The sequence below is a fragment of the Serratia sp. CY56464 genome, assembly GCF_052168435.1.
In the GTDB taxonomy this organism is placed as follows: Bacteria; Pseudomonadota; Gammaproteobacteria; order Enterobacterales; family Enterobacteriaceae; genus Serratia; species Serratia marcescens.
This window is the reverse complement of the sequence record NZ_JBJNMV010000009.1, coordinates 1-14,248: the sequence shown is the minus strand read 5'-3', so window position 1 is coordinate 14,248 and position 14,248 is coordinate 1. Positions and strand designations below refer to the sequence as shown.

The 14,248-nt window shown below is 60.2% G+C and carries 10 protein-coding genes; 5 read left to right on the top strand and 5 right to left on the bottom strand.

The features are described 5' to 3' along the window. Positions 1 to 89: 89 nt before the first annotated feature. Complete coding sequence (locus ACJ8KE_RS23165) at positions 90 to 2,129, top strand: AsmA family protein (protein WP_306377006.1); 2,040 nt, start codon at positions 90 to 92, stop codon at positions 2,127 to 2,129. On the opposite strand, the gene ACJ8KE_RS23160 is transcribed toward ACJ8KE_RS23165, so the two are convergent. The 3 genes from ACJ8KE_RS23160 to yhjD form a co-directional block, all read right to left on the bottom strand. After that, positions 2,130 to 2,897: a CDP-diacylglycerol diphosphatase gene (locus ACJ8KE_RS23160; protein WP_442517381.1), complete on the bottom strand. Its 768-nt coding sequence runs from the start codon at positions 2,895 to 2,897 to the stop codon at positions 2,130 to 2,132. A gap of 101 nt (positions 2,898 to 2,998) precedes the next feature. Beyond that, positions 2,999 to 4,321, bottom strand: a complete 1,323-nt coding sequence (locus tag ACJ8KE_RS23155; RefSeq protein WP_016930463.1) for an MFS transporter — start codon at positions 4,319 to 4,321, stop codon at positions 2,999 to 3,001. Between the two features lie 329 nt (positions 4,322 to 4,650). Further along, the gene (gene yhjD, locus ACJ8KE_RS23150) at positions 4,651 to 5,670 is read right to left on the bottom strand and encodes an inner membrane protein YhjD (RefSeq protein WP_016930462.1); all 1,020 of its coding nucleotides are present in this window, start codon (positions 5,668 to 5,670) and stop codon (positions 4,651 to 4,653) included. A 341-nt stretch (positions 5,671 to 6,011) separates the two neighbouring features. Here yhjD and ACJ8KE_RS23145 point away from each other — a divergent pair, with 341 nt between their 5' ends. Further along, a complete protein-coding gene (locus ACJ8KE_RS23145) occupies positions 6,012 to 6,878 on the top strand; it encodes a crotonase/enoyl-CoA hydratase family protein (RefSeq protein ID WP_016930461.1) in 867 nt (288 codons plus the stop codon). Between the two features lie 16 nt (positions 6,879 to 6,894). Here ACJ8KE_RS23145 and pdeR read toward each other — a convergent pair whose 3' ends face one another. Beyond that, the gene (gene pdeR / locus ACJ8KE_RS23140) at positions 6,895 to 8,889 is read right to left on the bottom strand and encodes a cyclic di-GMP phosphodiesterase (protein ID WP_016930460.1); all 1,995 of its coding nucleotides are present in this window, start codon (positions 8,887 to 8,889) and stop codon (positions 6,895 to 6,897) included. A gap of 531 nt (positions 8,890 to 9,420) precedes the next feature. Between pdeR and spy the strand changes: the two genes are divergently transcribed. Then, positions 9,421 to 9,912 carry an ATP-independent periplasmic protein-refolding chaperone Spy gene (spy, locus tag ACJ8KE_RS23135; protein ID WP_028128096.1) on the top strand — a complete coding sequence of 164 codons (492 nt, stop codon included), beginning with the start codon at positions 9,421 to 9,423 and terminating at the stop codon, positions 9,910 to 9,912. A 94-nt stretch (positions 9,913 to 10,006) separates the two neighbouring features. On the opposite strand, the gene ACJ8KE_RS23130 is transcribed toward spy, so the two are convergent. Further along, positions 10,007 to 11,224: a Tm-1-like ATP-binding domain-containing protein gene (locus tag ACJ8KE_RS23130; RefSeq protein WP_239442640.1), complete on the bottom strand. Its 1,218-nt coding sequence runs from the start codon at positions 11,222 to 11,224 to the stop codon at positions 10,007 to 10,009. 250 nt (positions 11,225 to 11,474) lie between these two features. Here ACJ8KE_RS23130 and ACJ8KE_RS23125 point away from each other — a divergent pair, with 250 nt between their 5' ends. After that, a complete protein-coding gene (locus ACJ8KE_RS23125) occupies positions 11,475 to 12,128 on the top strand; it encodes a TetR/AcrR family transcriptional regulator (RefSeq protein WP_042706136.1) in 654 nt (217 codons plus the stop codon). Between the two features lie 478 nt (positions 12,129 to 12,606). Beyond that, a partial coding sequence (locus ACJ8KE_RS23120) for a S8 family serine peptidase (RefSeq protein ID WP_442517380.1) occupies positions 12,607 to 14,248 on the top strand: 1,642 nt, incomplete at its 3' end.

The following is a 14,248-nucleotide window of genomic DNA, read 5'->3' as shown; positions in this document are numbered from 1 at the left end:
TCCGGCCTATCCTCAGCTAGGCTTAAACGGGGCTGCTAATTCCTTTTCCTTTTATTCGGCAGCCTGGCTTATGCGCTGAGGGAGCCGCTATGACAAGAACAGGAAAGGTTTTCAGCTGGCTGGGCGGCATTGTGCTGCTGGCGATCGCCGCACTGGCGATCTTCATCGCTACCTTCGACTGGAATCGACTCAAGCCCACCATCAACGACAAAGTGTCGGCCGAACTGCGGCGGCCGTTCGCCATCCGCGGCGATCTGGGCGTCGACTGGTCACGTAATCCGGATGAGGGCGGCTGGCGCGCCTGGGTGCCCTGGCCGCATATTCATGCCGAAGACGTGTGGCTGGGTAATCCGAAAAACATGCCCGGCGACAGCATGGTGACGCTGCAGCGCATCGACGCCAGCATCGCACCGCTGGCGCTGCTGGGTAAAGAGCTGCTGATCCCGCGCATCTGGCTGAAGCGGCCGAATGCGTCGTTGCAACGCCTGGCCAACGGCGACAACAACTGGACGTTTGACCTGGCCGGCGGCCAGGATCCCAAGCAGCCGCCTTCCAACTGGTCGTTTACCGTTCACGATATCGTGTTCGACAAGGGACAGATCGCCTTTAAAGACGTCACGCTGAAGGCGGATTTCCGCGCCGTTATCGATCCGCTCGGCAAACCGCTGCCGTTCAGTGAAGTGACCGGCAAACAGAGCGGCGGCAAGGTCGCTACACCCGATTATGTTTTCGGCTGGCAGGTGAAAGGCAAATATAACGGCGAACCGCTGAGCGGCAGCGGCAAGATCGGCGGCATGCTGTCACTGCAGAGCGCCGATCTGCCGTTCCCGCTGCAGGCCGACGTGCGCTCCGGCAGCACCCGGGTGGCGGTGGCGGGCACCTTGTCCGATCCGCTGAACCTCGGCGGCCTGGACGTGCAGCTGAAATTTTCCGGTGAAAGCCTGGGGAATCTCTATGGCCTGACCGGCGTGCTGCTGCCGAACACGCCGCCGTATGCGACCGATGGCCATCTGATGGCTCGTCTGCATCAGCCGGGCGGCGCCGTGTTCGAGTATCAGAAATTTGACGGCAAAATCGGCGACAGCGATATTCACGGCAGCTTGAAATACGTCGCCGGTAAACCGCGGCCGACGCTGAGCGGCGCGGTGAGCTCCCGGCAGCTGAGGTTGGCGGATCTGGCGCCGCTGATCGGTGCGGACTCCAACGCCGCCAAAGCCGGGCGCGGCGAAAAGAGCCGCCAGCCGGCGGATAAGGTGCTGCCGGTCGAACAGTTCGATACGCAAAGCTGGCGCAAGATGGATGCGGACGTGAAGTTTGCCGCCGCGCGCATCGAGCGCGGCAGCGATTTACCGCTGAGCGATCTGGCCACACACCTGAAGCTGAACAATGGCGAACTGCGCCTGGATCCGCTGCGCTTCGGCATGGCGGGCGGCAGCCTGAGCGCCGTCGTGCGCCTCGACGGAGGCAAAAAGCCGATGCGCGGTCAGGTAGATATGCACGCGCGCAAACTCCAGCTCAAACAGCTGTTGCCGAACGTGGCGGCGATGAAGCGCAGCCTCGGGCAGATGAACGGCGACGCCAGGCTGACGGGCAGCGGCAATTCGGTGGCCGAGCTGCTGGCGACCAGCAACGGCGACCTGCGCCTGTTGATCAATAACGGGGTGATCAGCCGTAGCCTGATGGAGATCCTCGGTCTGAACGTCGGCAACTATCTGGTGGCGCAGCTGTTCGGTGACGACGTGGTGGGCATCAACTGCGCGGCGGCGGACGTCGGCATCCGCAGCGGCGTCGCCGCGCCGCGGCTGTTCGTGTTCGACACCGAGAACGCGGTGATCAACATCACCGGCAACACCAACCTCGCCACCGAACGGCTGGATTTGTCCATCGATCCGGAAAGCAAGGGGATGCGCGTGCTGACCCTGCGCTCGCCGCTGTACGTGAAAGGCACCTTCAAGCATCCCGACGCCGGGGTCAAAGCCGGGCCGCTGATCGCGCGCGGCGCGGCGGCGGTGGCGTTGGGGGCGGTGCTGACACCGGCAGCGGCGCTGCTGGCGCTGGTCTCGCCCAGTGAGGGCGGCGAGGAGAATCCGTGCGGGCAGATCCTGCGGGAGATGAAAGGCAAAAAATAATCAGGTGCGCGGCGGCGGCGTGAGCAGCCGGCAGTCGTGATCCTGGATCTCTTCCGCCGAGGCCAGGGTAAACGGCAGCAGGCTGCGCTCGGTCGCCAGCAGCAGGAAATCGCCGTCCGGCAGCGCGGTTATCGCCAGGCCGAAGCTGCCCATGCGCCCGTCGGCGCGCGGCAGGCCGGAGGCCAGCAGGCGGAAGGCGCCCTGTTGTTCCAGTTCGGCGGGGGTCACCCGCCGCCCCAGATAGTCATGCCCCAACAGGCCGCCGGGCAGCGGTTGCCATTGCTCGATGAAATCGGGGCCAATCTGCGCCAGCCGCTGTTTTACCGCCGGCGACAGACAGGAGATATGAATGTGCAGCTGGTTTTGCGTGCGGCCATATTCCGAGTTGAGCGCCAGTGAAATATCGCCGTCGTCGATGGGTTTGCCATAACGCTCCGCCATCACGTGGCGCGCGCGCCAGGCCTGCGCGAAGAAATTCGGCGTGGCGGCGTCCAGCAGCGCCGGGCTTTCGATACCGGTGATTTTGGCGCTGGGCATCAGCAGGTATTGCAGCGGCCCGTTGCGATCTTTAAACACCACGAAACCGGCCGGCACATCCACCTGCGCGCAGGGCGCCGGGTTGTCATGCGCTTGCTGATTGGGCAGACATTGCTGGCTGACGATGCGCCATAGCGCATCGGGATGGTCAGGCTTCAACCCGTAATAGAGCGCGATGGCGAGAGCCGCCAGCAGCGCCACGCAGACAAATACCCCACGACGCAAAGACATCGGCCGATCCTGTTACCGAGAGAAACATTCAGCATAGCCCGGTTTTATGACAGGAAACGAACAACGCGTGCGGCCCCCCGCAGTGAGGGGGCCGCAGAGGATCACAGCGACTGGTGGCGGGTTTCTTTCATCAGCAGCAGCGCCAGCAGCGTCAGCCCGGCCATCGCCGCCAGGTACATGCCGACGTAGAACAGCCCGTAGTGGGCCGCCAGCCAGGTGGCGATATAAGGCGCCACGGACGCGCCGAGGATCGACGCGACGTTGTAGGAGAATGACGCGCCGGTATAGCGCACTTCGGTAGGGAACAGCTCCGGCAGCAGCGCGCCCATCGGGCCAAAGGTCAGCCCCATGATGCTCAGGCCGCACAGCAGGAAGCCCATCACCAGCGCCTGGTTGCCGGAACCCAGCAGGGTCGGGAACAGGAACGCGAAGCCGATCATCAGCAGGGTAATGGCGATCATGGTCTTGCGGCGGCCGAACGCGTCCGCCAGCAGACCGGCGATCGGCACCATCACGCCGAAACCAATCACCGCCACCATCAGCATCCACAGGAAGCTGTTGCGGGAGTAACCGAGGCCCAACGGCTGCGGCGCGGTGCCGTAGGTCATCGAATACACCGTCATCAGATAAAACAGCGTGTAGGTCGCCAGCATGATGAAGGTGCCGAGGATGGTGGCTTTCAGATGCTTGCTCAGCAGCGTGCCGAGCGGCACTTTCACCTGTTTGCCGGCCTTGGCCGCTTTGGCGAACACCGGCGTTTCATGCAGCGATACCCGCACATACAGGCCAATCAGCACCAGCGCCGCGGAGAGGATGAACGGCACGCGCCAGCCCCATTCCATAAATTGCTGGTCGCTCAGCAGCCATGAGAGCAGCAGGAAGGTGCCGTTGGCGAAGAAGAAACCGATAGGCGCCCCCAACTGGGGGAAAGAACCGTACAGCGCGCGCTTTTTGGCCGGCGCGTTTTCCGTCGCCAGCAGGGCTGCGCCGCCCCATTCGCCGCCCAGCCCCAGGCCCTGGCCAAAGCGCGCCAGCGCCAGCAGGATAGGGGCGAAGATGCCGATGGTTTCATAGCTCGGCAGCAGGCCGATCAGCACGGTGGAAATCCCCATGGTCAGCAGCGAGGCGACCAGCGTGACCTTGCGCCCGACGCGATCGCCGAAGTGGCCGAACAGCGCAGAGCCGATAGGGCGCGCGACAAAGGCGACGGCGAAGGTGGCCAGCGACTGCAGCGTCGCGGTGGTCGGGTCGCCCTGCGGGAAGAAGATGTGTGGGAACACGATCACCGCGGCGGTGGCGTAGATGTAGAAGTCGAAGAACTCGATGGCGGTGCCGACCAGCGAGGCGACGATGACTTTCCCGCGGGAATTCACCGGTGTAGACGCGTCGTCGGCGTCGAGTGGGGGTGCGATGGTGGCTTGCATATCTATTTCTTATTGTTGGAGGGGGTAAAAATCCATCTTAGTGACAGCATTCCGCCTTTTCAACGCTGTAACTTTGGGCAACGCCGCCGCTAACCGGTTAAAAAGACTAATGTTTTACCGGGCTTCTTTTCTGTAGCGTTAAACGTTGAGAAATGGGTTTCGTGCAGAGGGAATGGCTGTAAAAACGGGAAAGAAAAGTGAATGGGTAGTTTGTTATGCTGGTTTTCCGAATGTTATGCCGCATGATTTAGAGGGATTGACTGGGTTTTTGCTTATTAACCAGAGGAAAGTGCCGGCGTGTGCGATAACACCGGCACGATTGCATGGCTTCAGGGGGCCGGCGGCTCGCGTTCCGGCAAGGCTTTGTCGCCTTGGTAGTCGGCGGTAGCGATCCAGGCGGCACAAAACAGCGTCAAACGGGCGAAGAAGTAGAAGAACGCCATCAGCCCGATCACCGAGCCGAAGGCCGCGCCGGAAGGCGACTTCGCCACCTGCGGCAGCGTCATCGTCATCACGAACTTGATCACCTCAAAGCCGATAGCCGCGAGCAAGGTACCGCGCAGCAGCGCTTTTTTCTTCGGTTTGTGGCGCGGCAGCATCCAGAAAATCCACAGGAACAGCAGATAGTTGGCGAAGATCGAGATCGACAGCGCGATCAGCGTCAGCGCCGGCCGCAGCCATTCGATGCCATCCAGCCCCAACGCGTTGACGATCGCCGCCTGCGCCGACCCGGCGACCGAGGTCAGCGACAGCGTAATAATGAGCGCGACCACCAGGCCGGTCAGCGAGATGAAGTCGCGGGTGTACTTGAAATAGATTTTCTCCTGATCCTGCGGATTGCGCTCCCAGACATCGCGTGACTGCGCGCGGATCGCCTCGCGCAGGTTGCCCATCCAACTGATGCCGGAATAGAGCGCCAGCGCCAGACCGGTCAATCCCACGGTGGTGCGCTGCTGAATGGCGGTGTTGACGGTATTCTTCAGCGTGCTGGCCAACGTCGGATCGCTGATGCTGCCGACGATCCGGTTGATCAAGCGGGCCAGCAGATCCGGGTTGGAAGCCAGCACGAAACCGGCGGCGGCGAACGACACCATCAGGATCGGGATCAGCGAGAGGAATGAAAAGTAGGTGATGGCGGCGCCAAACTGGCTGCCCAGCCGATCGTTAAAGCGTTCGGCGGCGCGCAGCAGGTGCGCCACGCTCGGCCAGGCTTTGATGCGTTCAATCAGACGTGAAAAACCGCTGATGCGGCGGTCGAGCGTCTCATGGCCGGTCTTGATGGCGATAAGCGGCTTCGGCGGCGTGTCTTGTGTGGGCTGGCGGCGTTCCTGGTCTGGTCCTGTAGGCATTACTTCACGATTTCCTTAACGTTAAACGGCATGTATCAGCGTTGATTATAGCCAAAGCCCTGCGGCGTTTTGAGCGCCGGGGCGGCAAACGGTCAATTTGCGAGCTTAACGCGTTAGCGCCCGGCATGAAATGCCGGGGATGGCGCGATAGGTAAAATTCCTATGAAAACCCCGTGGCGCCTCGGTTTTTTTCACTTCTCTACCTCCAATTTTTATCTGTTTCGTCGGCGAGAAAGCGTTTACTCATGATGTGGCGTCGCGCTTTGCCGCTCGCCGCTCCGCTGCAGCCGTAGGGGCTGGAACGGTCTCATCCGTCATCAACAGAAAAACTGGAAGGTCTTATGAAATTGCTTAATCACCCCACCTGTCGTCCGTTTACCGAAGCGGGCAATCTGTCGCAGATCTCCGCCTACTATGAAGAGGGGCGGCACATCATGTGGATGCTGCTGCGCGCCGCGCCGCGCCCCTGCTTCAACCAGGCGTTGATTGAAGACATCATGACGCTGGCGCAGGCGGCGAAGGAGTCTTCGCTGCGGTTCGACTTCTGGGTCACCGGCTCGCTGGTGCCGAACATGTTCAACGTCGGCGGCGATCTGCAGTTCTTCGCCGAAGCGATCAAAAACCGCAAGCGCGAGGCGATGATGGCCTACGCGCGCGCCTGCATCGACTGCGTGCATGCGGCGGCACGCGGTTTCGACACCGGCGCGATCAGCATTGCGATGGTTGAAGGCAGTGCGCTGGGCGGCGGTTTTGAAGCGGCGCTGGCGCACCATTTCGTATTGGCGCAAAACAATGCGCGCATGGGGTTCCCGGAGATTGCGTTCAACCTGTTTCCCGGTATGGGCGGTTACTCGCTGGTGGCGCGCAAGGCGGGCATGCGCTTGGCCGAGGAGCTGATTTGGGGCGGCGAGTCGCACACCGCAGAGTGGTTCGAGAGCCGCGGTCTGGTAGACCAGCTGTTCCAGCCCGGCGACGCCTACCTGGCGACGCGCACCTTCATCGATACCATCCGGCCGAAGCTCAACGGCATGCGCGCCATGCTGCGGGCGCGTCAGCGCGTGTTGCAGCTGACGCGTTCCGAGCTGATGGACATTACCGAAGATTGGGTGCACTCGGCCTTTACCATTGAGGAAAAAGACCGTGCCTACATCGAGCGGCTGGTGATGTTACAGGATCGCCATACCCTGAACCTGCGTCGTGCCGGCTAACGTTAACGCGCCCGCCTCATGCGGAAGGTGAGCGCGGGCGATAGGACTGCAGCCAATGCTCCAGCTGTTCCGGGAGCATTGGCCGCGCGAACAGAAAGCCCTGTTTTTCGTCCACGCCGACCTCGTCGAGGAAGTGGTTTTCGCTCTCGGTCTCCACCCCTTCGGCGATCACGCGGAAGGCCAACGCCTCCGCCGCCGCGACGATCGCGCGTACCAGCGATTGCGATACCGGATTGAAATTCACCCCGCGCACGAAGCTTTTATCCAGCTTGATGGCGTCCAGAGGAATGCGTGCCAGCTGCGCCAGCGACGAATAGCCGGTGCCAAAGTCGTCGAGATGCACCTGCGCGCCCAGTTCGCGCAGCCGGGTGATCAGCGCGCGCGCGCGGTTCTCGTCTTCAATCAGGCTGCTTTCGGTCAACTCGAAGTCCAGCAGACAGGGGGCCATGCGGTGACGGTGCAGCACCCCGAGCAGGTCGTTGACGATGCCGTCGTCGGCCAGCTGACGGGCAGAGAGGTTGACCGCCACCCGCAGATTCAATCCCTGCTCTTGCCATTGCGCCGCCTGCCCGGCGGCGGTTTGCAGCACCCATTGGCCCAACGGGCCGATCAGGCCGGACTCCTCGGCATAGGAGATGAACTGCAGCGGCGGGATCAGGCCGCGCTCCGGCGAATCCCAGCGCACCAGCGCTTCCACGCTGTGCACTTCGCCGCTGTGCGCGTCGATTTTAGGCTGGTAATACAGCACCAGCTGATTTTGTTCCAACCCTTTGCGCAGATTGGTGTCCAGCCACATGTATTCGGCGACGCGTTTGTTCATCTCCGGCGAGAAGACGGTATAGGTGCGTTTTCCGTGCTCCTTGGCGACGTACATGGCGGTATCGGCGCTGCGGATCAGGCTGTCGAGATCGTTGCCGTGCTCCGGGCACAGCGCGATGCCGATCGAACAGCCGGTATACACCTCAATCAGACCGATGCGAAAAGGGGTCTTCAGCCTGTCGATAATGCGCTGCGCCAGCGTTTGCAGGCGCTCGCGATCGCTTTGCGGCGCCAGCACCAAGAATTCGTCGCCGCCGAGGCGGGCGAGCACTTGATCCGGGCTCAGGCAGCCGAGGATCGCCAGCGCGACCTCGACCAGCAGCCGATCGCCGAACATATGGCCGTAGGCGTCGTTGACCTTTTTGAAGTTGTCGAGATCGAGGTACACCAGGCCGAAACTCTCTTCGCCGCGCGTGGCGATGGCGTGATTGATCTTGTCCTGGATGGCGTTGCGGTTCGGCAGGCCGGTGATGAGATCGGTGTTGGCCAGCACCCGTAGCCGCTCTTGCGCGCGGCGTTCTTCGGTGATGTCGGTACCGGAACAGATCAGAAAGACTTCGTTTTTGCCGCTGCCGCTGTGCACGAATTTGTTGCGGAACAGGAACAGCCGTTCGCCCTTGACCGTCTTCACCCAGCGTTCCACCTCATAGGACGAACCGTTGCGGAAGAAGCCGGCGATGTTGCGCCGCGAAGCGGCGGCTTCTTCCGGGCTCATAAACAGCTGGAAAACGTTTTTGCCGATCACCTCGTGTTCGTGCAGTCCGGTGTACTCCTCGCTCAGTCGGTTGAAGCGCTGGATGCGGCCGTGCTGATCGACGATCACGATCACCGAGTTGGCTTCGGACACCACCTGCTCGGCGAAGGAGAGGCCGTGCACCAGGTCGCGCGCCACCGATTGGGTGTCGCTGAAGGCGGAAGCGGTGCCCGCCCATTCGAGGTTGTTGACGCGGCGCCCGACCAGATGCAGATGCAGCGGTTCACCGGCCAGCGTAATGGTCAGATCAAGGCTGGCGGTCACGCCGGTCAGACGGCGGATTTTCGCCGCTTCCATGGCGCTGAGCGCCACCGCGATATGAGCTTTGCCCTTAACGGCGGACAGCTCCAGGGCATTGCTGTCAAACGCCAGCCGCCAGTGGGGGCTTTGGGTGCCGAAGTGAGCGCTAAGAAGCTCTGGGCCTTGGTCTGCGGGCATGACGATTCCTCAAAAGAGCACGGGCGGGCGGGCGGCACAGCTCCGGGCAGCCTGTTGGCCCGAAAGCGATCGCCGTACGCATCTGTGCATCATATAACAGGTTTTCACAGGCGGGGCGGGTGATGGAAACTATTATATAAGCAATGATTAGTTTTGCGGTGTAAACGTCGCCCGGCGCTGCTTGTCTTAAAGTGTAGGAGAACATCGGATCGTGTGATGCTTACTGATTTCCCCTGCTATCGGAAAACGGTTGATGCAAGGTTGCCATGCAGGTGAGTAAATTATAGCGATGAGGGGAAAGCGGAAAAATAACTCCACCGGGGGGATTTTTGCCGAGAAATTAAAATTTCCATCAAATAAACGCCATCTTCATAGTTTTCTCATAATTGGTGAATAAATCCGAGACGGGTTTTAAAAAGTTTACACACCCTCGCATTACTTGAAATTTATCAGCCTATTATTATCTCCGACAACGAATGAGCCTGTTAACGTACAGCGCTCCTGATGAAGAAAATTTTTAAGGAAATGATTATGCGTAAATTGACGGCTTTATTTATTGCTTCCACGCTGGCTCTGGGTTCTGCTTCCGCGGCGTTCGCCGCCGATACGGCGACGGCTCCGGCGGCGGATGCGGCGCCGATGAAAATGATGCATCACAAGGGTGAAGGCAAAGGCGGCCCGTTCGCCGGGCTGAACCTGACCGAGCAGCAGCGCCAGCAGATGCGCGATATCATGAAAGAGTCGCACCAGAAGCGCGGGCCGGGCATGAAAGAGGAGCGCCAGGCGCTGCACAATCTGGTCGCTTCCGACAGCTTTGACGAAGCGAAGGCGAAGGCGCAAATTGACGCGATCGGTAAAGCGCAATCCGAACGCATGCTGGCACGCGCCAAAGCGGAAAATAAAATGTATAACCTGCTGACGCCTGAGCAGAAAAAACAATACAATGAGAATTATCAGAAACGCGAGCAAAAGATGATGGACCACATGAATAAAATGAAGGAGCAGATGCCCGCCGGTCAGTAATATCCGCTCGCGGTAAATAATAAAGGGCCAGACTATTTGTCTGGCCCTTTTTCTATTTGGCGTTATCACCGGCAGGCTTTGCCGTGGGTGATCATCATTCTCCGCCGACAATGTGCCGAAACTGTTCGGCAACGGCCTGCGCAAAGCACGGGTCGTTAATATGATAAGGCGTTTTTATCAACCGGCGTTTGCCGGTGGCGTGCACCGTTTCTTCCAGCGCTTGCGTAAAGGCGGCCAGCGCCGCCGGATCCCAGAACGGTTGGCCGGGCGCATCCAAAGCCGATACGCCGCCCGCCGGGATAACGAAACGCACTTCGCCCGCGCAGGCGTTGATTTTTTCGCCCATCCAACGCCCCATTAACGCATTCTCCCGCGCGCTGGTGCGCACCAGCGTCACTTGCGGGTTGTGATGGTGACGCAGACGGTTGGCATAGTGAGCCGGCACCGTATTCGGCGCGCCGAAGTTGATCATGTCTATCGCGCCGCAGGAGAGCACGCACGGGATGCCGGTACGCGCGATGGCACCGAAACGATCCGCATTGCAGGGCAGCATGCCGCCAAACAGGTAATCGGCCACTTCGGTCGTGGTCAAATCGATGGCGCCGTGCAGTTGGCGGTTATCGATCAGTTTTTCCAACGATCTGCCACCGCTGCCGGTCGCATGAAACGTCAGACAATCCCATTGCGATCCCAGCTCGGCAACCAACGCCTGAACGCAGGGCGTGGTGACGCCAAACGTCGTCAGGCCGATCGCGGGATTGTTGTCGTGATAGTCGACGGCGGCGAAGTGCACTGCGCCGGCTATCTGGCGCGCCGCGTTGCCCAGCACCCGTCGCGAGATGCGATTCAGGCCGGCGAGATCGGTGACCGAATACAGCATGTTGATATCGCTGGCGCCGACATAGGCGGAAACGTCTCCCGCCGCCATGCTCGAGACCATCACTTTCGGCAGGCCGATCGGCAGCTGCTGCATGGCCGGTGTGATGATGGCGGTGCCGCCGGAACCGCCCAGGCCAAGCAAGGCGGCGATATCGCGGCGCGTCAGGATAAAACGTTCGAAAGCGGTCGCCATGGCGGCGATCGCCTGGCCGCGACTGGCGCAGAAGACCGCGTCGGCGCCTGCCGGATGGTGGCGTGCGACGTCTTCTGGACCGATATCGGCCGGGGAGTCAAACGGCAAGCGACGAGTGGAAAGATCGACGGTTCGCGTGGGTAAATTCAGGGCAGCGATCAGCCGCCGTACATACTCCAGCTCTTGTCCTTTCGTATCTGCTGTGGTAGCAATATAGACAAAATTTGAAGTGTCTTTCATGTATCTTCCTGGGGTGTTTCTAATTTTTATTTAAAAATCATTTTATTATATTTTTATAGGGTGCCCTGGCGTTGGCATTTAAATTAAATTGATTAATGTATTTATATAATGAGACGGCAGTATCATTTTTGCAAGGGCAGCTCAGTGCAAAATGGGACTCCTGTCTCATTTTTGAGCTTTTCAACGTGGCCGGCGCTTTGCCGGCAGCCAGTCGACAGAGGCGCATCCTCTGTTGCGCAAGCGTGTGCAGATGCATGAGGTTTATGTGCCGATAGATGCCTTTCCCACTCCGTTTGATCCTTCACTGACTTCCACCCGGGCAAAAACCTACCGTTTGTTGCTGGCCAGCGCGATGACGCTGTATGACGAAGGGGCGTTTCCTTCGATCACCGAACTGGCGGCGCATGCGCAGGTATCGCGTGCGACGGCCTACCGCTATTTTCCGACCCAGAGTGCGCTGATTAGCGCCGTGGTGGCGGAAAGCCTGGGGCCTATTCTGGAATGGCGCCCGCAAGACGATGACGCCCTGAAACGCATCCGGCAGTTGCTGACTTTCGCCTATCCTCAGATGGAGCGGCACGAGGGAGCATTGCGCGCGGCGCTGCAACTCTCTTTGCAACAGTGGGCGCACGCGACGCCGGGCGAGAAATTCGTGCGCGGCAACCGCAAGCGTCTGTTGGCGCTGGCGGTGGAACCGCTGCAGGGCAAACTGCCGCCGGACTCTCTGCAGAGAGTGATTCATGCTTTCTCGCTGATTTACGGCTCGGAGGTGTTCCTGGTGCTGAAAGATATCTGGGGGCTGGAGCTTGAGAGCATTCAGGACGTCACGCAATGGATGGCCAAAGCCATTCTGCGTCAGGCGGAAGAGGACGCGACGAACTGCAAAAAAACATCAGCAGGATAATCCAATTTTTGCCGATGACCGAGTGAAAAACCAGCATAATTCACTGAGTGAATATTGGCAAAATTTATAATTAAAAGTGATAAAAGACGCCTGTTAAGCACTTTTCAGGCGGCCGCATCCTTTATGTCTCCCTAGGTTATATTTTTATTTATCAGCAAATTATAATTTATCCCTTCACGTGTTATCGCCATTTTGATACCGGCAAACGTCATTGTCATTTCTTATCGGCACTGGCCTGATTCACCCCTGAAACATTCTCTCCTCCCGTTGAGCTGCCGGATGACACATTAAGCGCACTTGAGATTGTTGTGCTTTATTTATTTGGTGTTACCAAACTGTTACACAAAAAATCTTATAAAACATTTGCAAACAACAACGGACGGTATCTGGGATGGAGAAGAAACTTAGAGGAGTCAAATCCGCTCGGGCGGCCTTCGGCTGGCCTGAAATCGGAGTTCATCGCGCACAATGGAGCGCGATGCTGATCTGCCTGACGGCGATTGGCGGGGCGCAGGCCTCCAGCTATATAGAGAACGGCAAAGCGGGCGATCCGGCCAGCTGGCGCAGCAGTGAGTTTAATGCGGAATGGGGGCTGGGGGCGATCCACGCCGACCAGGCCTACGCCGCCGGTTATACCGGAAAAGGCATCAAACTTGGCATTTTCGATCAGCCAGTCTACGCCAAGCACCCGGAGTTCGCCGGTGAGAATAAGGTGATCAATCTGGTTACCGAAGGCATCCGCGAATATACCGACCCCTATATTCCGGTGAAAAAAGGCGACGCTTTCCGCTATGACGGCACGCCGAGCGTGGATTCCGATGGCACGCTCGGTTCGCACGGCACCCACGTGGGCGGCATCGCCGCCGGCAGCCGAGACGGCGGCGCCATGCACGGCGTGGCGTTCAACGCGCAGATCATCAGCGCGGAAAACGGCGATCCCGGCCCGGAGGACGGCATCATCCTCGGCAACGACGGCGCGGTGTACCAGGCCGGTTGGGATGCGCTGGTGGCCAGCGGCGCGCGCATCATCAACAACAGCTGGGGCATCGGCATCACCGAAAAGTTTGATGAGGGCGGTTATGACCCGGCTTATCCGCATTTCACAGTAAACGATGCGCAAAAGCAGTTCGATCAGATCAAACAGATCCTCGGCACCAAGCCCGGCGGCGCCTATCAGGGCGCGATCGACGCGGCCCGCAGCGGCGTGGTCACCATCTTCGCCGCCGGTAACGACGGCAATCTGAATAACCCCGATGCCATGGCCGGTCTGGCTTATTTTGTGCCGGACATTGCGCCGAACTGGCTCTCGGTCGCCAGCCTGCAGGATCCGACCAATACCGGCGATTACAGCATCAGCACCTTCTCTTCTCGCTGCGGTTACACCGCCAGCCTCTGCGTCTCGGCGCCGGGCACCCGGGTATACAGCTCGATAATCGAAGGCACCAGCGTGGAGAATCTGACGACCGGTTACGCCAAATACAGCGGCACTTCGATGGCGGCGCCGCACGTGGCCGGCAGCGTTGCCGTGCTGATGGAGCGTTTCCCGTATCTGAATGGCGCGCAGGTGGCGGAAGTGCTGAAAACCACCGCCACCGACATGGGCGCGCCGGGCATCGACGCGCTCTACGGCTGGGGGATGATCAACCTGGGCAAGGCCATCAACGGCCCGGGCATGTTGGTGACCGCCGAGGATATTCCCGAAGAATTCCGCATTCCGGATCCGACGGGCGTGGCCTACGGCCCGACCCAGTTTGTAGTGGATCTGCCGGGCGTCGGCGCGGTGCTGGACAAGGGCAAACCGACCGAGCGCGTCTGCAGCGATGTGTTGTGCGGCCTGGATTTCTGGAGCAACGACATCTCCGGCCATGGCGGCCTGACCAAACAGGGCATCGGCACGTTGGTGCTGACCGGTAACAACACCTATTCCGGCCCGACGCTGGTCAATCAGGGGCGGCTGGCGATCAACGGCTCGGTCACCTCGGCCGTCAGCGTGCAGAGCGTCGGCATCGTCGGCGGCAGCGGCACCGTCGGTTCGCTGACCGCCCGCCGCGGCGGCACCGTGGCGCCGGGCAACTCGATCGGCACCCTGAACGTGGCCGGCGACGTCAGCTTCGAGCCGG

What these genes read in the sequence shown, in the direction of transcription:
- yhjD (WP_016930462.1), bottom strand. Translation starts at nt 5,670, where the DNA reads ATGCCTACAGGACCAGACCAGGAACGCCGCCAGCCCACACAAGACACG.
- ACJ8KE_RS23155 (WP_016930463.1), bottom strand. Translation starts at nt 4,321, where the DNA reads ATGCAAGCCACCATCGCACCCCCACTCGACGCCGACGACGCGTCTACA.
- ACJ8KE_RS23130 (WP_239442640.1), bottom strand. Translation starts at nt 11,224, where the DNA reads ATGAAAGACACTTCAAATTTTGTCTATATTGCTACCACAGCAGATACG.
- ACJ8KE_RS23145 (WP_016930461.1), top strand. Translation starts at nt 6,012, where the DNA reads ATGAAATTGCTTAATCACCCCACCTGTCGTCCGTTTACCGAAGCGGGC.
- ACJ8KE_RS23160 (WP_442517381.1), bottom strand. Translation starts at nt 2,897, where the DNA reads ATGTCTTTGCGTCGTGGGGTATTTGTCTGCGTGGCGCTGCTGGCGGCT.
- ACJ8KE_RS23165 (WP_306377006.1), top strand. Translation starts at nt 90, where the DNA reads ATGACAAGAACAGGAAAGGTTTTCAGCTGGCTGGGCGGCATTGTGCTG.
- spy (WP_028128096.1), top strand. Translation starts at nt 9,421, where the DNA reads ATGCGTAAATTGACGGCTTTATTTATTGCTTCCACGCTGGCTCTGGGT.
- ACJ8KE_RS23125 (WP_042706136.1), top strand. Translation starts at nt 11,475, where the DNA reads ATGCATGAGGTTTATGTGCCGATAGATGCCTTTCCCACTCCGTTTGAT.
- pdeR (WP_016930460.1), bottom strand. Translation starts at nt 8,889, where the DNA reads ATGCCCGCAGACCAAGGCCCAGAGCTTCTTAGCGCTCACTTCGGCACC.